The organism is Billgrantia montanilacus (assembly GCF_003336675.1).
In the GTDB taxonomy this organism is placed as follows: domain Bacteria; phylum Pseudomonadota; class Gammaproteobacteria; order Pseudomonadales; family Halomonadaceae; genus Halomonas; species Halomonas montanilacus.
Window position 1 is genome coordinate 26,250 of sequence record NZ_QPII01000001.1, and the last position, 25,805, is coordinate 52,054.

A 25,805-nucleotide genomic window follows, 5' to 3' on the forward strand; every position below is an offset into this window, starting at 1 on the left:
GGAATGTCCTCAGTACTTCGGCGCCAGGAACTGCTGCAGCCGCGGCGAGGTGGGGTTGACCAGTACATCCTGGGGAGGACCGGCTTCTTCTACCACGCCCTGGTGCAGGTAGATCACCTGGCTGGAGACGTCGCGGGCGAAGCCCATCTCGTGAGTGACCACCACCATGGTGCGTCCTTCGTCGGCGAGGCCATGCATGACCTTGAGTACATCGCCGACCAGTTCCGGGTCGAGTGCCGAGGTAGGCTCATCGAAGAGCATCACCTCCGGGTCCATGGCCAGCGCCCGGGCGATGGCGCCGCGCTGCTGCTGGCCACCGGACATCTGTGCCGGGTAGGCATCGGCCCGTGCGGTCAGCCCGACCCGTTCCAGCAGGGCGCGGCCCTGCTCAATGGCTTCCTTCTTGGGCTTGCCGAGTACATGGATCGGCGCCTCGATGACGTTTTCGAGCAGTGTCATGTGGGCCCAGAGATTGAAGCTCTGGAATACCATCGACAGCTTGGCGCGCATCCGCACCACCTGCTTCCAGTCGGCCGGTTCGCGGCCATGGCGGGTCTGCTTGAACTGCACCGCTTCGCCGTGGACGATCAGGTCGCCGTCGTCGGGTTGCTCGAGCAGGTTCATACAGCGCAGGAAGGTACTCTTGCCGGAGCCTGAGGCTCCGATCAGGGTAATGACGTCACCTTTCCTGGCCTGCAGCGAGAGGCCTTTGAGCACTTCGGTATCGCCAAAGCGCTTCTTGATGTTGCGCACTTCGAGAGGGATCGGGGTATCGGCCATGGGTGGACTCCAGGTCGGGACGAGTCGCCAGCAGCGACGGGCCGGTTAAGCGTGCAGGCACGAAAATGGGGCGATTCTATCAGGCCAGGGCGCTTTGGCCAGGCTGGTCTGGGGTGGAGCCCATTCGACCTTGGTGGAGTGCGCAGATGAAGTTGATCATGAAATTGCTCCAGATTGTTGTTGTGTGCCCGTTTTTTTTACTGCCAAAGATGGCGTAAATGGGCGAATTCGGTTGCGCCATTCGTCAGTTGGGCGGCTCGACTCGTGTCGCCAGCAGCGCTGCCCTGGCGCCCAGTTCGACATGGGCGTTGGGAAAGACCACGCTCAACGCGTTCTCATCGACGATGAAGGGCCCTACCTTGTCGTCCTCGGCCAGTCGTGTGCCGGGGGGAAATTCGGTGAAATTGGGCGTATCGTCGGCAAAGCAGAGCCGAAACGACTCGGATTCCCGCATCAGTTCATGGGCGACCCGGAAGAAGGCCATCTGCGTCGCTGGCGCTCGGGCTGGCTTCCGTCCCGCTATCAGATCTTCCAGCAGCCGGCCCATTGGGGCGAGGGCCGCCAGGTCGTTGTGACCGAAGGGCAGGGCACGCCCCAGCTCCAGGGTAAAGGCCTGGGCATGGTGGTAGTGCTTCGAGTAGTGGGAGAAGGTCCAGCTGTGGCGGTGCTGGTGCAGTACTGCCTGGATATTCGCCGCGGCCAGCCATGTCCATTGCTCGGGCCGGGTGGTCGTCTCGGCGTAAGGCTCGACCACGAACCGTGGGTAACGGCTGTCACGAATTGCCGTATGCAAGTCATAGTGCAGTCGGGGCAGCTGTGCATGGCGCGCAAAGAAACCATCGACGGCACTCATCAGCTCCCGTGCTCGCTCGGGTTCCATGCCCTCTTCGTCCAACTCTCGACGAAATAGCCGGTTGAGGTTGGTTTCCACATAGCGTTCGCCGCGACGAATCGATTCCAGGTTGCCCAGTATCACCAGCACTGGTGCCCCCAGTGTGAGCAGCCTTGCCTCGAATCGGGCTAGACAGCTGCCCAGCAACTCGATGGGAGCGGTCTCGTTGCCGTGAATGCCCGCCGAGAGAACGCAGGCGTGGGCGTCGCTGCCAAGGGTGTCGGGAACCAGCTCGAGGATGCCTGGCGCATGAATCAGAAAACGCCCCCCTGCCACACATCCTGTGCGCTTGGTGGGAACTGTCCCTTCCAGACTCAGCTCGATCCATTCCGCCAGCATGGCCTTGCCCTGATCGTGTCGTGAATTCTGGGCTACCTTCCCGTTGATGAACGTTTCCCACAAGCCCTGGCGTCGGGCTGGTGAAAGCCCGGGTGCGATATTGAAACTGGCCTTCAGCGCCAGGTCGAGCAGCGTTCTCCTTGTTCCACTTCGATGAGTTCGCCTACCGGGAAGGCCATGCGTTCGGCATCTTCGACCAGCTTGCGGTAAACGGCCGGGTCGAGTTGCGGGTCACGGGCAAGTATCCACAGGTAGTCGCGGGTGGGGCCCGAAACCAGTGCCCAGCGATATTCGTCGTCAAGCACCAGCACGTTGTAGCCACCATAGAAGGGTCCAAAGAAGCTTACCTTGAGATGGGCCACGCTCTCGTCCCTGACGAAGTAGGCGCGTCCCTCCGCCTCATCCTCCTCGCCCGTTTCCAGGTTCACGCCGCGGTTGATGACCCGCACGCCGCCGTCATCGCGCAGGGTGTAGTCGGCCGTGACGCAGTCCAGCCCACGCTCGAAGGAGTGGTCGAAGCGAGCGATCTCGTACCATTGGCCGAGATAGCGTTCGAGTGCGAAGCCGGCCACCGGCTGGGTCCCCTTGGGGGTTCCGGTACATGCGCTCAGAACCAGGCTAATGGAGAGGGCGGCAATCCTGGCGATGCGTGGGTTCATGGGTTCTCCTGTCGAGGGGAGTGCAGACCTTTGGCCAATGGGGATGGGCGCGAACGAGGCCTAAGCTGGCACCATTCAATCCTGAAGGCGAGGAGCCTGCCATGCCAACCGCTCACGGTGACAACTCTCCGGATCATGTCCGGTGGCTCAATGCGCATTACGATGCCGCGACCACGAGCGAGGGGGGGAGTCTGTTGGCTCGGCTGCGCGATGCCTTTCTTGATGCCGGTTGCGACCCCGAACACTTGAGTGTCGACGAGGTGGCCGGTATTGACCAGCTCCATCTTGGCGGACGCCGGGCCAGCCGCTCCCTGGCGACGATGGGTGAGCTGCAAGGCGGTGAGCGGGTACTCGACGTCGGCTGTGGCACAGGCGGCGCCAGTCGCCTGCTGGCCGCCGAATACGGTTGCAGCGTGGTGGGTGTCGACATTACGGCGGCCTTCGTGGAAGTGGCGCGCTGGCTCAGCAAGGCTACCGGCCTGGCCGGTCGTACCCATTTCCTGTGTGCCGACGCCGCCAGCGTGCCGCTGGCCCCGGACAGCTTCGACCGGGTCTGGTGCCAGCATGCGCTGATGAACATGCCGCACGTGCTTCGTGTGCTGGCGGAGTGGCAGCGCCTGCTGGCGCCTGGTGGATGCGTGCTGTTGCATGAGGTCGTTGCCGGTGACAACCCCGAGCCGCTGGCACTTCCCGTCCCTTGGGCACGTACGCCTGCCACCAGCCACTTGCGTAGTCGGGAGCAGCTCGAGCGCACCATGGCGCTATCCGGCTTTGAGCCGCTGAGGGTGGATGATGTTACCGAGACGGCCCTGGCCTGGCGACAGGTGCACAGCCAGCGTGAGAGCCGTCCGGACGGCTCTCACGAGAAGCGCCACGAACTGCCGGGGCCGGAGATGATTTTCGGGGAGGTGTTTCCCACCATGGGACGTAACCTGCGTGACAATCTCGCCGCAGGCAAGGTGCGCATTCTCGAAGGGGTCTGGCGTGTCACAAATTGACGAATTCGAACGGAGAGGACGAAAACTTTCGCTTTCCTTCACTCAGACGCTTCCTACGCTGTAGTTATCAGCCATGGCTGACATAATCCATTTTCAGCAGCAGAAGCAGTGCCAAGGAGGCGACTGATGACCAAGGTTCTCGTGCTTTACCACTCCATGTATGGTCACATCGATACCATGGCCAGGGCGGTGGCAGAAGGCGCCCGAAAGATCGATGGGGTCGAGGTGGACATCAAGCGGGTACCGGAAACCATGGATGCCGAGACGTACGCCAAGGCCGGGGGCAAGGAATTCAATACCCCGGAAGCGTCACCTGACCAGTTGACCGATTACGATGCGGTGATCTTTGGTACGCCCACGCGTTTTGGCAACATGTCAGGTCAGATGCGCACCTTCTTCGACCAGACCGGTGGGCTCTGGGCGAATGGCGGACTGCGCGGCAAGGTGGCCAGCGTCTTTACCTCGACCGGAACCGGCGGGGGGCAGGAAACCACCATCACCTCCTTCTGGCATACCCTGGCTCACCAGGGCATGGTGATCGTGCCGCTGGGCTACGGTATCGATGAGCAATACATCTTCGACCAGGCCGGTGGCGGCAATCCCTATGGGGCCTCCACCATCGCCGGCGGTGATGGCTCGCGCCAGCCTGACGAGCGCGAGCTGACAATTGCCCGTTTCCAGGGCGAGCATGTGGCAGGAATCGCCGCCCGCCTCGCTTCCTGAATGTTCCTGCCTGCCGTCGGAAAAGGCTCCCGGCAAAACTGAACGGCCCCCGAAAGCTGGACATCCAATCCAGCCTTCGGGGTGTTCTCATGCGTCACTAGTACGACGAAGGTTTGCCGAGGCGCCGTCGGCCGGGCCGCATGAACGTCATGCACTAGGTTGCCTGGCCATTTCCTCGAGATAGTCATCGGCCAGCGCTGTCTTCTGCTCGCTGGCCAGTCCGCGCCCGGCTAGCTGGAAGACTTCCTGTTCTTCTTCATCGAGGTGATGCAGCACCAGGTGGCTCAGCTTCTTGGCGTTGGCCAGCCACCCTGGGGAGGCGTAGTCGGTGGCATCCAGCATTTCGATCATCTCGTCGATTTCGTGGTGTTCCGCCACGCTGTGCCGCGCTTTCTCCTGGGTCAGGTCGATGGCCATCATGGGGATGTAGAGGGCTCGCTCCTCGGCGGCGGCGTGATGTTTCAATTCGTCGCGTACCTGGCGGTACAGCGCATGCCGTTCGTCGCTGTCGCCTTGTGTTTCCATCAGACGGGTGAGCAGATCGCGTTGAATATCGTGGTCTTGTCGCAGTGCCTCGAAGATTGTCATGGAATTTCTCCTGTCAGGGAGGTGCGATAACCGTCACCCTACAATCGCCCCTCCAGGTGCTCAAGCCTCATGGTCCCGGATCAGCCCTTACCGATGGCGTTGGCAAATTCCTTTACCGGCGAAGCCGCGGCTCATCTCGGCTTTTCGGGACATAATTTGATGATATTCGAAGGCGTCTGGCGTGTAAGCTGACACAGACACCTCACACAGACACGAAGAAGGCGCGGCTATGCCGCGCCTTCCTTGCTATGGCCCCGTGTGTCGGAACCTTTTCTCGGAACCTGGGGCGGTAAGAGACAAGCCAATCAATTCATGTGTTTGACATCGATACGCTCGTCTCCATCTAGCTCCTCGAAGTTGTCATCATCGAACTCATCGGCGGAGCGTTCGCCGCTCTGGGATTGCAGCACGACTTCGCCGTCGGAGCGAATTTCGAGATTCTCGATCGGATAGGCCATTTCATCCTCGCCGAAGCCGAGGAAACCGCCTTCCGTCACGACCACGTAGATCTCGCCGCTTTGGGTGTCGCGAACCACGCGCTCGATGTCGCCGAGCTCCTCACCGTCCTGATTGATGAGATCGAGGTTTTCCAGTTCACTGACCTCGATACCCTGGCCACGATCAGCTTGGTCCTGGCCATTCGCATCGTCTTCGGACATACCCTCTTGTTCGCGCTCTTGATCACGCTCGTCATCGTCTCGCATCTCAGCGGAAGCCTCGTCGGCGCCCTCGACGCGCACCTCAGCCTCGCCCTGTTGCTCGACAGTGACCTCTGGCTCGGCCTGATCGATTTCGACATTCGGATCGGGCTGCTCGATGGTGACCTCAGGGGCCTGCTGTTCAACGGTGACTTCCGGCGGCTCCTGCTCGACCACGATCTCGGCCGGCTCCTGCTCCACACGGATGTCGGTTTCCCCGTCGGTGCCCTGGGCATTTTCTTGAGTCATCTGCTGCTGTTCGTCCTGCGGTGCATCTGCGTCCTGGGCAAGGACGCCATGGGCAAGACCGGTACTCAGTGCACCGACTGCGATAGCGATTGCTGTCCTTTTCATATCGTTACTCCTTATTGCACTTCGCTCTTCTGAGCTGCACCTCTCAGGCTAGTCGACGAATCGGTAGTAGCGGAGGCAGCTTACGGACAGGCAACGAAACTACATCAAACCGTCACTCAAGGGAGCTTCTGTTTCGTCGCTAAAAGTTGCGACTGCCGTCCTCGCAGCAGATAGCTGAGGGGATGCAACACCAACCAGGCGGCGATGGCCAGGCCGAGCACGGCGCCGATCAGTGCCACCCAGTCGAAGGCGGTGGCCACGTAGGCAAGCCGCGAGCTGGTGAAGGCCGGAATCCACCACAACCCGGAGAGCCCTACCGCCAGTGCCGCCAGGTTGGCGCCCAGGCAGCGGTAGGTGAAGGCCCGGTAGCCTCTCACGCGGGCGATCAGCTGTATGGTCACCAGCAGGCCCAACCCGGCCACGATCAGCCACAGGAACGGAGCCAGAGCGTACATCAGAATGGTCAGTGCACCTTGAATCGTCATTGTCCTGTCTCCTCAGGCCTGGCCTTCCAGCACCGCATAGTAGGCGGGTTGCAGCATGCGATCCTTCATGACCCAGGCCGCCCACGACTCGTCCTTGGGATCGATGAAGGGGAAGGAGGGCAGGAAGTCGAAGTTGTTGTCGTAGCCGAACTCCACCAGCATCGCCATGCCGATACCGGTGATCATCGGGCAGGAGGTATAGCCGTTATGGCGGGCCAGCAGCGGCTGCCCCTGAATCTGGGCCAGCAGGTTGGCTTCCACCACAGGGGCCTGGGCCTTGACGCTGGCGGCGGTCTTGTTGATCGGCGCACCGATCACATCGCCGATGCCGAACACTTCCGGATAGCGGTTGTGCTGCAGGGTATGGATGTCCACATCCAACCACTCACCGCGGAAGGGACCATCCTGTGCGATCAGGTCGCTGGCCTTCACGAAGTCCGGCGCGCTCATCGGCGGTACCACGTGAATGAAATCGTAGCCGGTGACAACCCTACGCTCCCCTTCGCGGGAGAATTCCGACTCGCGCAGCTGATGGTGCGAGGTGAACTCGCTGTCCGGCCCGACGAAGGTGAACTCGGCTTCCCGCGCCTGTGGGTCGATGGCGGAGAGCCGGTAATGATGGCGGCGGGTCACGCCCTGGTCGTCGAAGCGCTGCTTGACGAAGTCGTTGATGTAGGGCTGCGAGAAGAGTCCCAGCCCCGGAGCCATGAACTCGACCTGGAAGTCGTCGCGATGGCCGGTCGCCTCGAGGCGAGAGAGAGTAGTGAAGGTCATCTTCAAGGGGGCGCCTGCGCACTTCACCGGCGTGGGGGCTGCAGTGAAGATTCCCTTGCCGCTGCCCTGGGCGATCCAGGCGTCGATGGCGTCGCGGGTGCGTGTGGCCCCCTCGATGCTGGCATAGACGCTGCCGATGCCGTGGCTGCCGACCAGGTCGGACGACATGCCGTCGATCAGGTGGTAGTTGAGCTGCAGGCCGGTGGCCACGACCAGGTAGTCATAGTCGATCCAGGAGCCATCCCCCAGCTCGACCCGGCGGTTGACCGCATCGATGCTGTCGGCGGGCTGGCGAACCCAGTCGACCCCTGTGGGAATGAAGCGTGAATTCGGCTGCATGGTCTTTTCGGGCTTCCATACGCCTGAGGCGACCAGTGTCCAGCCGGGCTGGTAGTGGTGTACCTCCCGTGGCTCGACCAGGGTGATACGAGCCCCGTCGAGTTGGTGCGACAGCCGGTTGGCCATGGCCATGCCGCTGGCCCCACCACCGATGATGACGATGCGCGCATCAGTTGACAGAGGCCTGGCTTGCAGGCCTGAGGAATAGAGCAGGCCTGCAGCACCGGCACCAGCGCTCCACCTGAGGAACTGGCGCCGATCCAGGCGTGATGGATCGAAGTTATGTCGGGACATGGGCGGCGAGTCTCCTGCGGGAATGGATAATATAGTTATATGCTTATAACTTATTCCATTTTCGGATTCGCCGCCTCCGGTTTTCTGCGTCAAGTTGACGCAGATCAACTAAAGTTAGTGGTTATTCAGCCAAGCGCTGGGCAATGGCTTGACCCAGGGTCTCCGTGGTTCCCTGACCGCGGATATCTGGGGTCAGCAGGCTGGCGTCGCCTTCGGCCAGTACCGCTTCGAAGGCATCGACGATGGCCTTGGCGGCCTCGGCGTGACCCAGGTGCTCGAGCATCATCGCCCCGGACCAGATCTGGCCGATGGGGTTGGCGATACCCTTGCCGGCGATGTCCGGAGCGCTGCCGTGGACCGGTTCGAACAGGCTGGGGAACCTGCCTTCGGGGTTGATGTTGGCCGAGGGGGCCACGCCGATGGTGCCGGTGCAGGCCGGGCCCAGGTCGGAGAGGATGTCGCCGAACAGGTTGCTGCCCACCACCACGTCGAACCAGTCGGGATGCAGGACGAAATTGGCGGTCAGGATATCGATGTGAAACTTGTCGACGCTGACGTCCGAATAGTTGCCGGACATGGCTTCCACGCGTTCGTCCCACCAGGGCATGGTGATGGCGATGCCGTTGGACTTGGTGGCCGAGGTGAGCTTCTTCCGCGGGCGGCTCTGGGCCAGGTCGAAGGCGTACTTCAGCACCCGGTCCACACCGTGGCGGCTCATCACCGTCTCCTGGATCACCACCTCACGGTCGGTGCCCTCGAACATCTTGCCGCCGACGCTGGAGTACTCGCCCTCGGTGTTCTCGCGCACCACGTAGAAGTCGATGTCGCCGGGTTTGCGGTCGGCAAGGGGGCTCTTGATACCGGGCAGTAGCTTGCAGGGGCGCAGGTTGATGTACTGGTCGAACTGACGGCGGAACTGCAGCAGCGACCCCCAGAGAGAGACATGGTCCGGTACGGTGTCAGGCCAGCCCACGGCGCCGTAGAAGATGGCGTCGAAATCCTTGAGCTGGTCGAACCAGTCGTCGGGCATCATCTGGCCGTGCTTCGCGTAGTAGTCGCAGCAGGCGAAATCGAAATGTTCGAAAGCCAGGTCGATGCCGAATTTCTTGGCGGCGGCTTCCAGGGCTCGCAGGCCTTCGGGCATCACTTCGGTTCCGATGCCATCACCGGGGATGACGGCGATACGCTGGGTCATGGTCAGTTCCTCATGCGGTTTTCATGAATTGAAGGATATGGTCGTGCAGCGCACTCGGCGCTTCCTCGGGAATATAGTGGCCACAGGGCAGGGCCTCGCCGTCGACCCGTTCGGCGACGGCGCGCCACTCCGCCAGCGGGTCGAAACAGCGCTCGATGATGCCGTGTTGCCCCCATAGCACCCTCACGGGGCAGGCGATGCGGCGCCCGGCCTCGCGGTCGGCGCTGTCATGTTCCAGGTCGATGGTATTCGAGGCACGATAGTCCTCGCACAGTGCATGGGCGGCTCCCGGCTGGGCCAGGCACCGCTGGTACTCGACGATGGCGGCCGGGTCGAAGGCATCGAGGTTGGCGTGACGTCCGCCCATGGTGCGTGTGATGTAGTCGGCCGGGGACGCCTCGATCAGTGTTTCGGGCAACGGTGCCGGCTGGATCAGGAAGAACCAATGGAAGTAGGCGGTGGCGAAGGTACGGTCGGTCTTCTCGTACATTGCCAGGGTGGGAGCGATATCCAGCAGCATCAGTTTCTCCACCGCCTCAGGGTGGTCCATGGCCAGGCGGTGGGCCACCCGTCCGCCCCGGTCGTGGCCACAGAGCAGGAAGCGTTCGAAGCCCAGTTCGTGCATTACCGCGACCTGGTCGGCGGCCATGGCCCGTTTGCTGTAGTTGGCGTGATCCGGCTCGCCGGGAGGCTTGGAGGCATCGCCGTAGCCACGCAGGTCGGTTGCCACCACCGTGAAGTGGCGTGCCAGCGACTCGGCCAGGCGATGCCAGATCAGATGGGTCTGGGGGTGGCCGTGAAGCAGCAACAACGGTGGCCCCGATCCGCCAATGAGACCGGGTATGCGGATACCGTTATTGTCGATCGAGAATGATCGATACTGCTCGAACATGGCGGTGCTCCTGTCTGATCGATTCAAGCGAACACGATTCAGGATGGTGAGGAGAGTGTAGTCATTGGCAGGAAAGGGATAATCAGGCTCAATGGCAATATATTGTTGAATTTAGGTGTAGAAAGCATGGCGCAGCTCGACGATCTCGCCTTCTTCCGGCAGCTGGCTCGCGCCGGTAGCCTTACCGCCACGGCCAGGGAACTCGGGCTGTCCCTGTCGGCGGTCAGCAAGCGCCTCAAGGTGCTGGAGGCGCGTCTCGGCGTGGAGCTGGCCAGCCGCACCACGCGTCGCCTCTCGCTGACGGCGGAAGGCGAGCGCTACCTGGCGCGGGGGTCGGCAATCCTGGAGGAGCTTGTCGAGCTGGAAGAGGCCCTGGGCGAGCAACAGGCGGCGCTGTCCGGGCCGCTGCGGGTCAATGCCACCTTCGGCTTCGGCCGCCACCACGTGGCACCGCTGCTCTCGGCCTTCTGCACCCGGCACCCCGGGGTCGAGGGTGTGCTCGAGCTGAGCAACTATCCGCTGAGCCTCGGCGACCAGGGGTTCGATATCGGCATACGCGTGGGCGAGCCACCCGATTCGCGCCTGGTCGCTCGGCGGATCCTCGCCAACCGCCGCGTGCTGTGCGCCGCACCCGCCTATGTGTCGCGCATGGCGTCGCTCGCCTCGTTGAACGACCTGACGGCCCACCCCTGCCTGGTCCTGCGCGAAAACGAGAGCGACTACGCGGTGTGGCGGTTCTGCCGCCGTGGTGGCGATGTCGAGCAGGCGGTCAAGGTGGCGGGGCCGCTGGCCAGCAATGATGGCGAGGTGATCGTGGGGCTGGCGCTGGATGGTCATGGGATCGCGCTGCGCTCCTGGTGGGATGTTCACGAGCACCTGGCAAGGGGGAGCCTGATCGAGCTGCTCCCCGAATGGCAAGGGGTTCGGGCCGATTTTCATGCCGTCTACCAACAGCGACGCCATGTGCCGGCGCGCATTCGTGCCTTCGTCGACTTCCTCGAGCGAGAGATGCCGGGCAGGGTGCCGGCCATGGCGAGAGGAGCCTGATAGGCGGCGCATTCAGCCTCGGTGACGGCGCCGCTGGCGGGCATCGGCATAGCGCTTGAGGCCGTACAGCAAGGCCAGGCCCGCGATGATGCCAGCCCCTGCCCAGGCGAGCTCCTGACGATCATCGGCGGAGAGCAGTGAGCCGAGCTGACTGCTGAGCAGAATGATGCCGGCCAGCCCTGGCGTGGCACCGATCAGGGTCCCCAGCAGGTAGTCGCGAAAACGGATGTGAAAGGCGCCGGCGAGCAGATTGGTCAGCGTGTACGGCGCCAGGGGCAAGAGATTGAGCAGGGTGATGGTGCGCACGCCTCGCCCGGCCAGGTATCGCGAAAGCCCCAGCAGACGCTTTCCGCCGTAGCGCAACAGGGCATCGCGCCCTAGCCAGCGCCCCAGCCAGAACGTGGCAATCGCACCCAGGAGCGTACCGATGAACGAATAGACGAATCCCCATACCGGGCCGAAGATCAGGCCTGCCAGTACCACCAGCACGCTGAGCGGGAAAAGGACCAGCGAGGCGGCCACGAAGACCGCGACCACCACGGCACCGGCCCAGGGCTGGTCGCCCCAGGCCAACGAACCCTGCAACAGGGCGAACAGGGTGTTGGCATCGAACAGGTCGCGTGCAGCCAGCCATTGCCACAGCAGCCCCAGCGGGACGAGGACCGCAAGAGAAGCGAGGATGATGAGGGCCGAACGCGGCATCGTTGCGATCTGCGCAGGAGTAAGGCTAAAGCATAGGTGGCTCGCGCCGGGAGGCCAAATGGTTCGGCTGGCGGCGGTGCCTCAGGTACTGCCACCGACCAGCAGCTCGAAGCCCACGTCGTGGCGCCGACGCGTCACCCGCTTGGCGTCGAGTCGTTTCAACACCTCCTCTGCCGCCAGCCTGCCCATGTTTTCCCGAGGGGAGCGGATAGTGGTCAGCCGCGGGGTGACATGCTGGCCCAGGGGCAGTCCGTTGAAGCCGGCGATGGCGATGTCGCCCGGTATGGTCATGCCTAGCCGCTGGGCCCTCAGCAGTGCGCCGGTGGCCAGGTCGTCGTTGGCGAAATGGATGGCATCGGCGCTTGGATACCGCGACAGCACACGCTCGAGCCCGGTGGCACCGGCATCCAGGCTGCCCAGCTGGTCCAGCTCGATCATCGGTGCCTCCAGCCCTGCGGCATGCAGCACCTCGCGATGACCCTCGAAGCGCATCCTGGCCCGGTAGTCCCGGTCAAGACAGGCGCCCACATAGACGACGGACCGGTATTGCTGCGCCAGCAGGTGCCTTGCCATGCAGCGCCCGGCTTCGTGATGATCCAGGCCCACATTCAGGTCGAGGGCGTCACCCAGTTCCATCACCTCCATGATCGGCTTGTCCCAGTGGGTCAGCAGGCTGCGGCACGCTTCGCTGTGGCGCAGGCCGGCGGTGACCAGCGCCGAGCAGGACCAGCCGAGGAAGGTGCGAATCAGCTGGTATTCACGCTCGATGTCGTAGTCGGTGTTGCCGAGCAGGATCTGATAGCCCTCGCGCTCGAAGGTCTCCTGGAGCCCATGGATGACCTCGATGAAGACGGCGTTGGCCAGTGACGGCACGATCACCGCAATAAAGCGCGAGCGAGCCGAGGCGAGGCTGCCGGCCACCAGGTTAGGCACATAGCCGAGTCGCTCGACGGTGGCGAGGACCTTGATTCGGGTGGCGGCATTGACGCGTTCGGGGGCGTTCAGCGCTCGCGATACCGTAATCGCCGAGACGCCGGCGGCATCCGCCACCTGCTGCAGGGTGGGTTGTTCCGAGCCGCGCCGGCGGCGTGTCGACTTTCGCTTGTCCGACATTAGTCGTACTCCTTGGCACTTCACTTGCTGCTGCACTGGCGATCATCTAAAACTATGTTAGCGCTAACATGGTAGCGCTAACACGATGGCGCTGACAGCAACCGGACAGGAGGCGACAGGTGAACGACAAGTCGGCAGGCGGATCACGAGTCGGTGTCATTGGGCTCGGGGCCATGGGCATGGGAGTGGCGCTGACCCTTCTGGAAAAGGGGAGCGCTGTCATCGGCTGCGATGTGAGCGAGCCGGCGCGTCAGCGCTTCGAGTCGAGCGGTGGCCTTGGCGTTGCGACGCCCGCCGAACTGGCCGAGCGCTGCGATGTGGTGCTGGTGGTCGTGGTCAATGCGGACCAGGTCGAGCAGGTTCTGTTCGGTGAGCAGGGGCTGGTGGGCCGCATGGCACCGGGGGGCCTGGTGATCCAGTGTGCCACCGTGGCGCCAAGCGTGGCTCGCCGGCTGGGCGAGCGCCTGGCGGCCGAGGGACTCGAGATGCTCGATGCACCGATCAGCGGTGGCGCGGTCAAGGCCCGCTCCGGTCAGCTCTCGGTCATGGCGTCGGGGTCCGCAGCGGCATTCGCCAAGGCCGAGCCGGTGCTCGAGGCCGTGGCGGCTACTGTCTACCGCCTGGGCGATGCACCGGGGGTCGGCTCCAGCATGAAACTGGTCAACCAGCTGCTGGCCGGCGTCCATATCGCCGCGGCGGCGGAGGCCGTGGCCCTGGGAATTCGCATGGGGCTCGACCCCGAGACCGTTCACGAGGTCATCACCCACTCGGCGGGCAATTCCTGGATGTTCGAGAATCGCGTGCCGCACATCCTGGCCGGCGACTATACCCCGCTGTCGGCCGTCGACATCTTCGTCAAGGATCTCAACATCGTTCATGACACGGGCCGTGAGCTGGCCATGGCGACACCGGTGGCGGCCAGCGCCCTGCAGCAGTTCACCGCTGCCAAGGGGGCCGGCTTCGGGCGGGAGGACGATGCGGCGGTGATCAAGGTGTACCAGCGGCTGTCGGGCATCACCCTGCCCGGGGCGGCCGGCGAAGCGGAGGAGAGCTGACCGTGGCTATCGTGCTGGGCGCCATCGCCGACGACTTCACCGGGGCCACCGACCTGGCCAACAACCTGGTGCGCGGCGGCATGCGCTGCGTGCAGCTGAACGGTGTACCCGAACTTCCGCTCGAAGCGCTGGTGGATACCTCCCGGGGCGTCGATGCCGTCGTCATCGCCTTGAAGTCCCGCTCCTGCCCGGCCGACAAGGCCGTCGCCGACTCGCTGGCGGCGCTGGCGTGGCTCCAGGCCGAGGGGGTGCGACAGCTCTTCTTCAAGTACTGCTCCACCTTCGACTCCACCGATGAGGGCAACATCGGCCCGGTCAGCGATGCCCTGGCCGAGCGACTCGGCGCTTGCCAGACGGTGATGGTGCCGGCCTTTCCGGTCAACGGGCGAACGGTCTATCAGGGTCACCTGTTCGTCGGCGACCGGCTGCTCAACGAGTGCGGCATGCAGCACCACCCGCTCACCCCGATGCGCGATGCCGACCTGGTCCGGGTATTGGCGCGGCAGACTTCTCAGCCCGTCGGCCTGGTGCCGCGCTTGGTGATCGCACAGGGCAGCGAGGCGACCCGAAGACACCTCGGCGAGCTTTCACAGCAGGGCGTTAGCCGGGCGGTCTGCGACACCCTGGACGAAGGCGACCTGGCCACCCTGGCGGCTGCCGTGGTGGACTTTTCCCTGGTCACCGGCGGCTCCGGGCTGGGCCAGATGCTGCCGGCCCAGTATCGGCAGCGTGGCTGGCTCGATGAGCTGACAGACCCCGGGCAGCTGGCGCCCGCCTCGGGCAGTGCCCTGGTGCTGTCGGGGAGCTGTTCGACGGCAACGCTGGCCCAGGTCGATCACTTCCTGGCGCGACACCCCGGTTTCGCCCTGGACCCCCAGGCCCTGGCCGAGGGCGACGCCCACCTGGGCGAGGCGCTGGCCTTTGCCCGCCGGGCGCTGGCTGGCGGTGGCCCGGTGCTGCTCTACGCCTCTGCCGATGCCGATCGGGTCCGGCAGGCGCAACAGGCGCTGGGCGTGAAACGAGCCGGCGAGCTGGTCGAGGCGGCGCTGAGCACACTTGCCAGCAGCCTGGTCGCCGAAGGGGTAGGGCGGCTGGTGGTGGCAGGTGGCGAAACGGCCGGAGCGGTGGTCTCGGCCCTGGGAGTGCGCGCCATGCGCATCGGCGAGCAGATCGCCCCGGGTGTCCCCTGGACCCAGGCCACCCTGGCCGGGCGCGAGGCGCCGCTGTCACTGGCACTGAAGTCCGGGAACTTCGGCGACACCGACTTCTTCACCCGGGCCTTCGAGGTACTGACGACGGAGGGCGCTCCATGAGCGTGCACGACGAGAACGGCCTGCGCGAGCAGATAGCGACCCTCGGCGAATCGCTCTTCTCGCGAGGGCTGACCATGGGCTCCAGCGGCAATATCAGCGTGCGGCTGGATGATGGCGGCTGGCTGATGACGCCGACCAATGCCTGCCTGGGGCGGCTCGATCCCGCCCGTATCTCGAGGCTCGACGGGCAAGGCCGGCTGCTGAGCGGCGACCGGCCCACCAAGGAGAGCTTCCTGCACATGGCGATGTATGAGGAGCGGCCCCGCTCCGGTGCCATCGTGCACCTGCACTCGACCCATTCGGTGGCCGTCTCCTGCCTGCCGCAGATCGACCCCTGCGACTGCATTCCGCCGCTGACCGCCTACTACGTGATGCGGGTGGGCAAGCTGCCCCTGGTGCCCTACCACCTGCCCGGCGACCCCGCGCTGGGTGACGCGGTGCGCGGGCTGGCAGGCCAGCACAGCGCGGTGCTACTGGCCAACCATGGCCCTGTGGTGGCCGGCAAGACGCTGGAGGCGGCGGTCTACGCCACCGAGGAGCTGGAAGAGACCGCCAGGCTGTTCCTGCTGCTGCGCGGGGAGAACCCGCGCTGCCTGACGCCGGAGCAGGTTGCCGAACTCGAAGCGCGCTTTCCCCGCGACTGACACGAATCCCGAGGCACAAACACTGGGACACGAGCGATGATCCGACTGGCCGCCAACCTCACCATGCTGTTTACCGAACATGGCTTTCTCGACCGGTTCGCGGCGGCTGCCGACGCGGGCTTTCGCGGCGTGGAATACCTGTTTCCCTACGACCACGACCCCCAGGTGCTGGCGAGCTCCCTGCGCGAGGCCGGCGTGGAGCAGGTGCTCTTCAACCTGCCCCCCGGGGATTGGGAGGCGGGGGAGCGCGGGCTGGCGAGCCTGCCGGGGCGGGAGGCGGAATTCCGCGATGCCGTGATCGAGGCGCTGCGCTACGCCGAGGCGCTGGACTGCCCGCGGGTACACGCCATGGCAGGCCTGCTGCCGGTGGATGCCGATGCCTATACCCGGGCCCATCATCAGGCGACCTATGTGGCGAACCTGCGTTTCGCCGCCGGGGAAGCCGCCAAGGCTGGGCGGCAGGTACTGATCGAGCCGATCAATACCCGCGACATGCCGGGCTACTTCCTGTCGCGCCAGGCCCAGGCCATGGCGGTGCTGGAGGCGGTGGGTGCCGACAACCTTCGCCTGCAGTTCGATCTCTATCACTGCCAGGTCATGGAGGGCGACCTGACTCGCCATCTGGAGCGGCAATTCCCGGCCATCGGCCATATTCAGATCGCCGGTGTGCCGCAGCGCCATGAGCCCGACGTGGGTGAAGTCCATTACCCGGCGCTCCTGTCGCGTCTCGAAGCGCTTGGCTACGACGGCTGGGTGGGCTGCGAGTATCGCCCCGCCGCCGGCACCCGCCAGGGGCTGGGGTGGGGGCGGGCGCACGGCCTGACGACAGATCACTAAGGAAGCGCTGAACAAATCGCCGAGCGAGATGAAGCGCAAGGCGCACGGAGCACAGGAACCGGAGCATATGGGGTATATGTGAGGATTCCGACCGGGCTGGCGCACCAGCACCGCGCAACGCAGCGATTCGCTCGTGTAGGCATTTGCACAGTGTTTCCCTAACAATGAATGCGAGGCTCATATGCATATAGCGATTACCGGCGCCGCCGGCTTCCTCGGCCAGCGGCTCGTGGCGCGGCTGCTGTCCCGTGGCACGCTGGCTGGCCAGGCCATACGCCGCCTGACGCTCATCGATATGGTCGAGCCGCCGGTGGTGGCTGCCGACGGCGTCGAGGTAACGCGCCTGGCGATGGACATTACCGAGCCGGGCAGGCTCGACCCGGTGCTGGCCACCAAGCCGGATGTGATCTATCACCTGGCGGCCGTCGTCAGCGCCGCCGCCGAGGCGGACCTGGCGCTCGGCATGCGGGTCAACTTCGATGCCACCCGGGTGCTGCTCGAGGGGTGTCACGCCCACGGCCTTGCCGGGACACGCCTGGTCATGGCCAGTTCGGTGGCCGCTTACGGCGGCGAGCTGCCCGAGGTGGTCGACGACATGACCGCACTGCAGCCGCAGAACTCCTACGGTGCCCAGAAGGCCATGAGCGAGCTGCTGATCAACGACTATAGCCGACGTGGGCTGGTGGACGGACGGGTGCTGCGCCTGCCGACCATCATCATTCGACCGGGGCGGCCCAACGCGGCGGCGTCGAGCTTTGCCTCGAGCATCCTGCGCGAGCCGCTGAACGGCGAAGCGGCCGTCTGCCCGGTGCCCTCCGATCTGTCGATGTTCGTGATGTCGCCGCAGAAGGTGGTCGAGGCCCTGATACATGGTGCCGAGCTGGCCGGCGACGCCCTGGGGTCCTTTCGCGCCTTCATGCTGCCGGGCATTACGGTCAGCGTGGCTGAGATGCTCGAGACGCTGCGCCAGGTGGCGGGCGACGAGGCGCTCGCCCTGGTACGCCATGAGCCCGACCCGCGCATTTCGGCCATCGTGTCGGCCTGGCCCTCCCGCTTCACCACGCGTCGTGCCCTGGAACTCGGTTTTCGGGGTGACGGCGACCTGCGTGAAATCGTCGACGCCTACCTGAAAGCGGAGGCGTGACAGCGCGCCCGTCCGAGACGGGCCTACCAGCAAACCCAACGGTGTTCCACGAAGAAGAGGTAACAGAACAATGAAAACGCGATTCGCACGCCGCACGATCTCTACCGCCATCGGAACCGTCACCGCGGCGGCACTGGCCGGCATGGCGGTCCAGGCCCAGGCGGCCCAGGAGATCACGCTCGGCCATACACTTTCCGCTACATCGCACTATGCCGTCGGGGCGCAGGCCTTCAAGGAGCGACTGGAGGAGCTGAGCGACGGGGCCTTTACCGTCAACGAACATACGTCCGGCTCTCTGGGCGGCGAGCGGGAGATGATCGAGGGGCTGCAGATCGGCACCGTGGACCTGGTCATCACCTCCACCGGCCCGCTGGGCAACTTCGTGCCGGAAACCTATGTGCTGGACTTGCCCTTCCTGTTCGAGGACTACGACCAGGCGCGCTGCGTGCTCGACGGTGAGCTGGGCGACGAGCTGCTCGGCAAGATAGGGGAGCACGACCTGGTGGGCCTGGCCTGGACCGAGAACGGCTTTCGCCACCTGACCAACAGCCGGCGCGAGGTGCTCTCACCGGCGGACGCCGAGGGGCTGCGGGTTCGCACCATGGAGAACGAAGTCCATCAGGAAGCCTTTCGCCAGCTGGGCGCACGGCCCACTCCGATGGCCTTTCCGGAGCTGTTCACCGCGCTTCAGCAGGGCACCGTCGATGGCCAGGAGAATCCCATCACCGTGATCGTGGCGACCAACTTCTGGGAAGTGCAGGACCACCTGTCGCTGACCGGCCACGTCTACTCGCCGGCGATCATGCTGGGCTCGCCGATCATGTTCGACGGCTTGAGCGAGGAGGAGCAGGAGTGGTTCCGCGAGGCGGCTCGTGCTTCCGCTGAAGCCACCCGTGCCGAGGTGTCGCGCCTCGAGGAAGAGGGTGTCGCCCTGCTGGAGGAGAACGGCATGACGGTGCAGACCGACATCGACATCGCTCCTTTCCAGGAAGCGGTGCAGCCCGCCTACGAGATCTTCACGTCCCAGCACGGCAGCGAAATGCTGGAGCGCATCCAGGCCGAAGCCGGCAACTGCTGACCTTTCCCACCCCGGGCTTCCGGCACGGCGCCGGGAGCCCTCTGGTCATGGTGATTCCCAATGGTCTCGCTGTTTCTTCGCCTTGAGCGCCAGTTGACGCGCCTGGCCATGCTGGTCGCGGTGGCCATGTTGGTCGTGTCGGTGACCCTGGGGTTCTATCAGGTGCTGACCCGGTTCCTGTTCAATGCCCCCTCCACCTGGTCGGAGGTCGCCTCCAGGACGGCCATGATCTGGTGCGTGTTCATGGCGGCGGCCGCCACCTTCCGGGGTGGCTACATGATGGCCGTCGAAGCCATCTACAAGATCGTGCCGCAGCGACTGATGCTGCTGCTGGAAATCGCCATCGTCTGCTGCTGCCTGCTGGTGCTGGCGGTGCTGATCCATTTCGGTATCCAGATGACGATGCGCGTCAGCAACCAGACGATGTCGGGCATGAACATCTCGATGTCCTGGGCCTATGCGGCCATTCCCACCGGTGCCGGCTTCGCCATCGTCGCGGTAATGGCACGCATCCTGGCCCAGATCACCGGTCGCGAGATGATCGGCCCCGAGGGGCGCGAAGCCAGTCCCGAGCTGGAGTCCCCCGGGGTGCAAAAGGCCCGGAAGGTCGCTGGCTCCGGGATAACGCCAGATGGCTCCCGCCCGGGAGGGCCCCAGCCATGAATCTGGTCATCGGTCTGTCGCTGATCATTCTCTTCGCCTTCGGCGTGCCGATCGCGGTCTCCATCGTTCTGGCCTCGGTCATCGGCATCGAGTTCTTCTCCCGGCTACCGCTGCTGCTGGTACCCCAGCAGATGTTCATCGGCATCGACAAGTTCCCGCTGATGGCGATCCCGTTCTTCATCCTGGCGGGTAACCTGATGGCGGCGGGCGGTATTTCCCGGCGCCTGGTGGACCTGGCCAAGTCCATCGTCGGCGGCATCCAGGGTGGCCTGGCCATGACCTGCGTGCTGACCTGCATGATGTTTGCTGCGGTGTCGGGCTCCAGCGTCGCGACCACCTTCGCCATCGGCGCGATTCTGATACCGGCGATGGTCAGGCATGGCTACCCCAAGCCCCTGGCGGCCTCGATCCAGGCCTCTTCCGCGGAGCTTGGCGTGCTGATTCCGCCGTCGATTCCCCTGATCCTGTTCGGCGTCAGCACCGACACCTCCATCGGCCAGCTGTTCCTCGCCGGCATCGGCCCCGGCATCCTGATCGGCTGCGCCTTGCTCCTGTTCCTCTACCTGTTCTGCAAGGTGCGTGGCTACGGTCTTGATGATCACAAGGACAGCACGAGCTTCATGATCTCGTTCAAGCGCGCCTGGTTGGCGCTGCTGATGCCGGTTGTGGTGATCGGCGGCATCTACGGCGGGGTGTTCACCCCCACCGAGGCGTCGGCGGTAGCGGTGTTCTATGCGCTGGTCGTCGGCGGCTTCTACTACCGCGAGCTGAAGCGGGACGACCTATGGCCGATCCTGCGCCAGAGCGTCATCTCCACCGCGGCGGTCATGCTGATCATTGCGGCGGCCTCGCTGTTCAGCTTCCTGCTCAGCCGCACCGGCTTGCCGTCCCAGATCGCCGGCTGGGTGACCGAGGTGTTCGACAGCCCCATGTCATTCCTGCTGGCAGTCAATGTACTGCTGCTGCTGGTGGGCATGTTCATCGAGACCTCGGCGGCCATCCTGGTGCTGGCGCCCATCCTGACGCCCATTGCCATCCAGTTCGGGGTCCATCCCGTGCACTTCGGCTTGATCATGGTGGTGAACCTGGCCCTGGGGATGATCACGCCGCCGCTGGGGGTGAACCTGTTTGCCGCCTGCGCGGTGGCCAGGATCACCATCGACGAGATGCTGCCCTGGCTGGTGCGCTTCGTGCTTGTTGTGCTCGCCTGCCTGGTGGCGATCACCTACATGCCCTGGATCTCCATGGGACTGGTGCGGCTGGTCTATTGAATAGTGAACAACAACAAGGAAATCGTGATGTCATTCTTACCTGTCATGCCCCCCAGCGATGCCCTTATTGCCGGTGAATGGGTCGCCACGAGAGAGCGGCTGGACGTACAGGCCCCCTCCAGCGGCGAGGTGATCGCAGAGATTGCCCGCAGTCAGTCGTGGGAGGTCGAGACGGCGGTCGTCGCCGCCCGCGGCGCCTTTGCCGGCGAGCTGGGCGACTGGGCCTCCTGGATGGCCCGACGTCGGAGTGAATGGCTGCTCGCCTTCGCTGCGGTGATCGAGGCGGATCACGCCAATCTGGCGGCACTCGAGTGCGCCGATACCGGCAAGCCGATGACCCAGGCCCGGGGCGATATCACGGCCTGCGCCCGCTACTTCCGCTTCTATGGCGGGGCCGCCGACAAGCTGCACGGCGAGACCATTCCCTTCGAGAACGACTTTGCGGTGATGACCCTGCGCGAACCCTATGGGGTCTGCGCGCAGATCATTCCCTGGAACTATCCCGCCCAGATCTTCGGACGCTGCGTGGCGGCGGCACTGGCGGCCGGCAATACCGTGGTGCTCAAGCCGGCCGAGGATGCCTGCCTCAGCGGCCTGCGCCTGGCCCAGCTGGCCTACGAGAACGGATTGCCGCCCGGCGTGCTCAATGTGGTGCCCGGGCTCGGGCGGGAGGCGGGTGCCGCCCTGGCGGCTCACCCCGGTATCGATCATCTTTCCTTTACCGGCTCGCCGGAAACGGGAACCCAGGTGGCCCAGGCCGCCGCCGTTCATCATGTGCCGGTGACCATGGAGCTGGGCGGCAAGTCGCCGCAGATCGTCTTCGCCGATGCCGACATGGAGGCCGCGCTGGAGGCGGTGGTGCGCGGCATCGTCCAGAACGCTGGCCAGACCTGCTCGGCAGGCAGTCGCCTGCTGGTGGAGGCGAGCTGCGCCGAGGCCGTGCTGGGAGCACTGGTCGAACGCTTCTCGGCGCTGCGCTGCGACGCCGGCGAGGCGGATGCCGACTGTGGCCCGTTGATCAATGCCCGCCAGAAGGCGAAGCTGGAGGCACGGCTGGCGGCGGCGGCCGAGGACGGTATCCGCGTGGCGGCGAAGGGTCAGCTGGCCGCTGGCGCCCCGGGTGGCGGCCATTTCGTGGTACCGCAAATCCTTGTGGAGATTCCCGACGGCCATGAGGTGCTTCGGGAGGAGCTGTTCGGCCCAGTGCTGGCGGTGCAAGTCTTTGCCGACGAAGCCGAGGCGCTACGCCTGGCCAATGCCACCGACTTCGGCCTCTGTGCGGGCATCTGGACAGGTGATGGCGGACGACAGCTGCGCCTGGCCAGGGGGATTCGCAGCGGCCAGGTATTCATCAACAACTACGGCGCGGGGGGTGGCATCGAGCTGCCCTTCGGCGGTGTCGGTCGCTCCGGGCATGGCCGGGAGAAGGGGTTCGAAGGCCTGAAGAGCTACACCCGGCTCAAGACCGTGGCTATCAAGCACGGCTGAGTCAAGCACGGCTGAGCGAGCCGCCGGCCCGCGATTCACAATGGGATGAACCAGAGGAGCAATAGGATGAGTCAGCTATTTCGAGTCGGCCTGGTGGGCGTGGGCCTGATGGGACACGGTATCGCCGCGAACATCCTGAAAGGAGGGCATACGCTCTGTTTTCTTGACCACCCCGGCAACCAGCCCGTGGACGACCTGCGCGCCGCCGGGGCGACCGCGAAGGCTAGCGGCCGCGAGGTGGCCGAGGCGGCCGATGTGGTCATTCTCTGCGTGACCGGCTCGCCCCAGGTGGAGGCGGTGCTGTTCGAGCCCGGCGGGGTGCTGGAAGGGCTAAGGCCGGGCTGCGTGGTTGTCGACTGCTCCACGGCACTGCCCAGCTCCACCGAGCGAGTGGCCGCCCGGGTGGAGACGGCCGGCGGGCGCTTCATGGATGCCGCCATGACCCGCACCCCCAAGGAGGCGGAGGAGGGCCGGTTGAACCTCATCGTTGGCGCACCGGAGGCGCTGTTCCTGGAGGTGCAACCGCTGCTCGAGTGCTTTGCCGAGAACATCGCCCATGCCGGCCAGGTTGGCGCCGGCCATACCCTCAAGCTGCTGCACAACTTCGTCTCGCTGGGCTTCACCGCGGTGCTGGCCGAGGCCGCCGCAGCGTCACGACGGGCCGGTATCGACGACGCTGCCTTCCTCGACGTGCTGGGCAAGGGCGGCGGTGGCGGGGTGATCCTGGAGCGCCTGCGGCCCTATATCGCCGATGGCAACGCCTCCGGTTTCCGCTTCAGCGTGGCCAACGGCCTCAAGGATATCGGCTACTACCGCACCATGACCGAAGACCTCGGCGCCCAGCGCGGCGTGGCCGATGCGGTGCTGGCGCTCTACCAGTCGATCAGCGATGCCGGCCATGCCGACCGCCCCGTGCCGGAGCTGGTTGGCCTGCTGGGGCCGTCAAAGGGCTGATCAGTCCTGGTCTCCCCGAGGCTCCCGGGGGGCAGCGGTGTGACCCTCTGGCAGCCGTGCCAGCGGCTGCTGGCGGAAGTAGCGTGTCAGCAGCTCATACAGTGCCGGGTAGGCCTCGTGGAGGATATCGGGCGCGGTAAAGAAGGTCTCGCAGCACACCGCGAAGCACTCCCCCGGATGGCTGGCGGCGTAGTCGTCGATGGGTGTTTCCTCGCCACGCTCGAGGCGCGCCTGGAGGTCGTCCCATACGCCGATGAAGACCCGGTGCCACTCCTTCGGGTCGATGTCCCGTGGTAGCGGCGGGAAGCCGTCGACGTCCAGCGAGTTGCCCAGGTCGAGCTTGTGGGCGAGCTCATGGATCACCACGTTGAAGCCGTCGAGTCCGCCGCTCTCCATCAGGTCGGGAAAGGCGAGTACCACCGGCCCCTGGGACGAGGTCTCGCCGGCCCGCTCATCCAGGTACTCGTGCATCACGCCGAACTCGTCCAACTCCTCCACATGGCGGCGGAACGCCTCGGGCAGGATCAGCAGTTCGTGTACCCCGCTGAAGGCGTCGACATGGTCGTCGAAGGGCCAGCCCAGGGTCAGCAGGCAGGCCTGGGCGGAGAGCGCCAGCTGTGCCGGCAGGTCGAAGGGTGTCCGGCCAGCCAGCTCGGGGTGCAGGCTCAGCCGCTTGAGGTGCAGGAAGTGCCAGGCGCGCCGGCCCAGGCGGTTGGCCTCCTCTTCGCCCAGCGCTGCCAGCAGCGGCAGGCGTGCACGGGCCTCGGCCCAGGCCGCCTCGGGGAAGGGATGACGCGAGGCGAAGCGCTCGGCCCGCCAGCGGCGAAGGCGACCGAACATGGCCTCAGTTCTCCTCGGGGTTGCCCGGGGTCAGGCTACCGGACTTCCACGACCAGTCCCGCCAGCGCAGGTCGAACAGGTCCTTGCGCCGGTCCTTGAGATTGGTCACCGAGCCTTCGGCCCGCACCACGGTGAGCCGGGTCAGGTCCAGGTCCGAGAAGATCACCATCTCGGTATTCGGCGTGGTCTCCGAGAGCACCGCGTCGTGGGGGAAGGCGAAGTCCGAGGGTGTGAAAACCGAGGACTGGGCGTACTGGATGTCGAGGTTGCGGATCGACGGCACGTTGCCGACGCTGCCGCACAGCACCACGTAGCATTCGTTCTCGATGGCCCGCGCCTGGGCGCAGTGACGCACCCGCAGGTAGCCGTTCTTGGTGTCGGTCCAGAAGGGCACGAAGAGGATGTCCATGTCCTGGTCGGCGAGCAGGCGGCCGAGCTCGGGAAATTCCACGTCGTAGCAGATCAGGATGCCCACGCGGCCGGCATCGGTCTCGAACACGCGCAGCTCGTCGCCGCCCTCGATCACCCACTCCCGGCGCTCCTGGGGGGTGATGTGCAGCTTGGACTGCTTTTCGATGGTGCCGTCGCGGTGGCACAGGAAGGCGATGTTGTAGAGCCGATCGTCCTCGCCCACTTCGATCATCGAGCCCGCAACGATATTGATGTTGTAGGAGACCGCCATGCGCGACAGCTCTGTCTTGAACTGCTCGGTGAAGCCGGCCAGGAAGCGGATGGCCGCCAACTGGTCCTGCTGGGTGGCACGGTCCTGCAGCCCCATCAGCGGCGCATTGAACAGCTCCGGGAAGACGGCGAAGTCGCTCTGGTAGCTGGAAAGGGCGTCGACGAAGTACTCGACCTGCTGCAGTACCGCCTCCACCGAGGCGCATTCGCGCATCTGCCACTGCACGGCGCCGACACGTACCTGGGTGGGGCGGTTTTCCAGCACCCGCTCGGCGGGCTCAAAGAGGATATTGTTCCACTCCAGCAGGGTGGCGTAGCCCTGGGATTTCTCGTCTTCCGGCAGGTACTTGCGCAACAGCCGCTTGACCTGGAAGTCATTGGCCAGTTGGAACGACAGGATCGGGTCGTGTATCTCCTTGCGTGCAACCAGCTCGATGTACTCGGTGGGCGAGAGTTCCTCGGCGTGCTCGTGGTAATTGGGGATACGCCCGCCGGCGAGTATCGCGCGCAGGTTGAGAGAACGACACAGCTCCTTGCGCGCCTCGTAGAGGCGGCGCCCCAGCCGGTAGCCGCGATAGTCGGGATGGATCAGCACGTCCAGCCCGTACATGGCATCGCCTTGCGGATCGTTGAGGATGATCTCGCGGTTGCCCACCAGGTCGTCGTACTTGTGGGGGTTGGAGAACTCGTCGTAGTCGACCCGTACGGTCAGCGCCACGCCTATCAGCCTCTCGTCGTCCTCGATGGCGATCTGGCCATCGGGAAACTCCTGGATCAGCCGGTCGATGGAGTGCTGTGGCCAGGCACCACCAATATCGTCGTAGACGGCATCCATCAGAATCTTGAGCTGAGGGTAGTCGTCCTGCGTCAGGTTGCGCAGGTTCAGATGCAGGTCTTCGAGGGACATGGCGCGTCGGTTCCTGTCAGGGTGAAAGACGAAGTCTAGCATGGTCACGGGGTCGGCC

Annotated in this window: 26 protein-coding genes; 13 read left to right on the plus strand and 13 right to left on the minus strand. The window is 64.9% G+C overall.

The annotated features are described in order from the left end of the window. Positions 1–9: 9 nt before the first annotated feature. The 3 genes from DU505_RS00125 to DU505_RS00135 form a co-directional block, all read right to left on the minus strand. Entirely contained in the window at positions 10–780 is a 771-nt protein-coding gene (locus tag DU505_RS00125; RefSeq protein WP_114476971.1) for an ABC transporter ATP-binding protein, read from the minus strand. Between the two features lie 244 nt (positions 781–1,024). Continuing rightward, complete coding sequence (locus DU505_RS00130; RefSeq protein ID WP_114477434.1) at positions 1,025–2,011, minus strand: succinylglutamate desuccinylase; 987 nt, start codon at positions 2,009–2,011, stop codon at positions 1,025–1,027. 113 nt (positions 2,012–2,124) lie between these two features. Continuing rightward, a complete protein-coding gene (locus DU505_RS00135) occupies positions 2,125–2,670 on the minus strand; it encodes a lipocalin family protein (RefSeq protein WP_114476972.1) in 546 nt (181 codons plus the stop codon). 101 nt (positions 2,671–2,771) lie between these two features. Between DU505_RS00135 and DU505_RS00140 the strand changes: the two genes are divergently transcribed. Both DU505_RS00140 and wrbA read left to right on the plus strand, forming a co-directional pair. Beyond that, complete coding sequence (locus DU505_RS00140) at positions 2,772–3,668, plus strand: class I SAM-dependent methyltransferase (protein WP_114476973.1); 897 nt, start codon at positions 2,772–2,774, stop codon at positions 3,666–3,668. A 126-nt stretch (positions 3,669–3,794) separates the two neighbouring features. Beyond that, positions 3,795–4,391: an NAD(P)H:quinone oxidoreductase gene (gene wrbA / locus DU505_RS00145; RefSeq protein ID WP_114476974.1), complete on the plus strand. Its 597-nt coding sequence runs from the start codon at positions 3,795–3,797 to the stop codon at positions 4,389–4,391. Positions 4,392–4,538: 147 nt separating this feature from the next. Here the strand turns inward: wrbA and DU505_RS00150 are convergent, their stop codons facing one another. The 6 genes from DU505_RS00150 to DU505_RS00175 form a co-directional block, all read right to left on the minus strand. Continuing rightward, the gene (locus DU505_RS00150) at positions 4,539–4,979 is read right to left on the minus strand and encodes a hemerythrin domain-containing protein (protein ID WP_114476975.1); all 441 of its coding nucleotides are present in this window, start codon (positions 4,977–4,979) and stop codon (positions 4,539–4,541) included. A gap of 305 nt (positions 4,980–5,284) precedes the next feature. After that, complete coding sequence (locus tag DU505_RS00155) at positions 5,285–6,031, minus strand: DUF6470 family protein (RefSeq protein ID WP_114476976.1); 747 nt, start codon at positions 6,029–6,031, stop codon at positions 5,285–5,287. Positions 6,032–6,147: 116 nt separating this feature from the next. Further along, the gene (locus DU505_RS00160; RefSeq protein ID WP_114476977.1) at positions 6,148–6,516 is read right to left on the minus strand and encodes a hypothetical protein; all 369 of its coding nucleotides are present in this window, start codon (positions 6,514–6,516) and stop codon (positions 6,148–6,150) included. Positions 6,517–6,528: 12 nt separating this feature from the next. Then, the gene (locus DU505_RS00165; RefSeq protein ID WP_114476978.1) at positions 6,529–7,923 is read right to left on the minus strand and encodes an FAD-dependent oxidoreductase; all 1,395 of its coding nucleotides are present in this window, start codon (positions 7,921–7,923) and stop codon (positions 6,529–6,531) included. 121 nt (positions 7,924–8,044) lie between these two features. Continuing rightward, the gene (locus DU505_RS00170; protein WP_114476979.1) at positions 8,045–9,118 is read right to left on the minus strand and encodes a tartrate dehydrogenase; all 1,074 of its coding nucleotides are present in this window, start codon (positions 9,116–9,118) and stop codon (positions 8,045–8,047) included. A 10-nt stretch (positions 9,119–9,128) separates the two neighbouring features. After that, positions 9,129–10,010 (minus strand): alpha/beta fold hydrolase, encoded by an 882-nt coding sequence (locus tag DU505_RS00175; RefSeq protein ID WP_114476980.1) that lies wholly within the window; start codon positions 10,008–10,010, stop codon positions 9,129–9,131. Positions 10,011–10,136: 126 nt separating this feature from the next. On the opposite strand from DU505_RS00175, the gene DU505_RS00180 reads away from it, so the two are divergent. Next, on the plus strand, positions 10,137–11,057 hold the full coding sequence (locus DU505_RS00180; protein WP_114476981.1) for a LysR family transcriptional regulator: 921 nt from the start codon (positions 10,137–10,139) through the stop codon (positions 11,055–11,057). 12 nt (positions 11,058–11,069) lie between these two features. Here DU505_RS00180 and DU505_RS00185 read toward each other — a convergent pair whose 3' ends face one another. Next, positions 11,070–11,759, minus strand: a complete 690-nt coding sequence (locus DU505_RS00185; RefSeq protein WP_114476982.1) for a TVP38/TMEM64 family protein — start codon at positions 11,757–11,759, stop codon at positions 11,070–11,072. An 81-nt stretch (positions 11,760–11,840) separates the two neighbouring features. Beyond that, on the minus strand, positions 11,841–12,872 hold the full coding sequence (locus tag DU505_RS00190; RefSeq protein WP_114476983.1) for a LacI family DNA-binding transcriptional regulator: 1,032 nt from the start codon (positions 12,870–12,872) through the stop codon (positions 11,841–11,843). A gap of 119 nt (positions 12,873–12,991) precedes the next feature. Between DU505_RS00190 and ltnD the strand changes: the two genes are divergently transcribed. The 10 genes from ltnD to DU505_RS00240 all read left to right on the plus strand — a co-directional run bounded on the left by ltnD (position 12,992) and on the right by DU505_RS00240 (position 23,319). Further along, entirely contained in the window at positions 12,992–13,927 is a 936-nt protein-coding gene (ltnD, locus tag DU505_RS00195; RefSeq protein WP_281271450.1) for an L-threonate dehydrogenase, read from the plus strand. Between the two features lie 2 nt (positions 13,928–13,929). Beyond that, positions 13,930–15,240: a 3-oxo-tetronate kinase gene (gene otnK, locus DU505_RS00200; protein WP_114476984.1), complete on the plus strand. Its 1,311-nt coding sequence runs from the start codon at positions 13,930–13,932 to the stop codon at positions 15,238–15,240. Further along, entirely contained in the window at positions 15,237–15,884 is a 648-nt protein-coding gene (gene otnC, locus DU505_RS00205) for a 3-oxo-tetronate 4-phosphate decarboxylase (protein WP_114476985.1), read from the plus strand. Before otnK ends, otnC begins: the two co-directional genes overlap by 4 nt. Before the next feature lie 36 nt (positions 15,885–15,920). Continuing rightward, on the plus strand, positions 15,921–16,721 hold the full coding sequence (otnI, locus tag DU505_RS00210; RefSeq protein WP_114476986.1) for a 2-oxo-tetronate isomerase: 801 nt from the start codon (positions 15,921–15,923) through the stop codon (positions 16,719–16,721). A 181-nt stretch (positions 16,722–16,902) separates the two neighbouring features. Then, positions 16,903–17,865: a D-erythronate dehydrogenase gene (denD, locus tag DU505_RS00215; RefSeq protein ID WP_114476987.1), complete on the plus strand. Its 963-nt coding sequence runs from the start codon at positions 16,903–16,905 to the stop codon at positions 17,863–17,865. A 70-nt stretch (positions 17,866–17,935) separates the two neighbouring features. After that, positions 17,936–18,943, plus strand: a complete 1,008-nt coding sequence (locus DU505_RS00220; RefSeq protein ID WP_114476988.1) for a TRAP transporter substrate-binding protein — start codon at positions 17,936–17,938, stop codon at positions 18,941–18,943. A 60-nt stretch (positions 18,944–19,003) separates the two neighbouring features. After that, positions 19,004–19,606: a TRAP transporter small permease gene (locus DU505_RS00225; protein WP_114476989.1), complete on the plus strand. Its 603-nt coding sequence runs from the start codon at positions 19,004–19,006 to the stop codon at positions 19,604–19,606. Continuing rightward, positions 19,603–20,877, plus strand: a complete 1,275-nt coding sequence (locus tag DU505_RS00230) for a TRAP transporter large permease (protein WP_114476990.1) — start codon at positions 19,603–19,605, stop codon at positions 20,875–20,877. The genes DU505_RS00225 and DU505_RS00230 overlap by 4 nt, the downstream gene beginning before the upstream one ends. A 27-nt stretch (positions 20,878–20,904) precedes the next feature. After that, on the plus strand, positions 20,905–22,365 hold the full coding sequence (locus DU505_RS00235) for an aldehyde dehydrogenase family protein (protein WP_114476991.1): 1,461 nt from the start codon (positions 20,905–20,907) through the stop codon (positions 22,363–22,365). 66 nt (positions 22,366–22,431) lie between these two features. Beyond that, on the plus strand, positions 22,432–23,319 hold the full coding sequence (locus DU505_RS00240) for an NAD(P)-dependent oxidoreductase (RefSeq protein WP_114476992.1): 888 nt from the start codon (positions 22,432–22,434) through the stop codon (positions 23,317–23,319). Here the strand turns inward: DU505_RS00240 and DU505_RS00245 are convergent, their stop codons facing one another. Then, positions 23,320–24,159, minus strand: coding sequence for a M90 family metallopeptidase (locus DU505_RS00245; protein ID WP_114476993.1), 840 nt, complete (start codon positions 24,157–24,159; stop codon positions 23,320–23,322). Between the two features lie 4 nt (positions 24,160–24,163). Beyond that, a complete protein-coding gene (locus DU505_RS00250; RefSeq protein ID WP_114476994.1) occupies positions 24,164–25,747 on the minus strand; it encodes a bifunctional GNAT family N-acetyltransferase/carbon-nitrogen hydrolase family protein in 1,584 nt (527 codons plus the stop codon). Positions 25,748–25,805 lie beyond the last annotated feature (58 nt).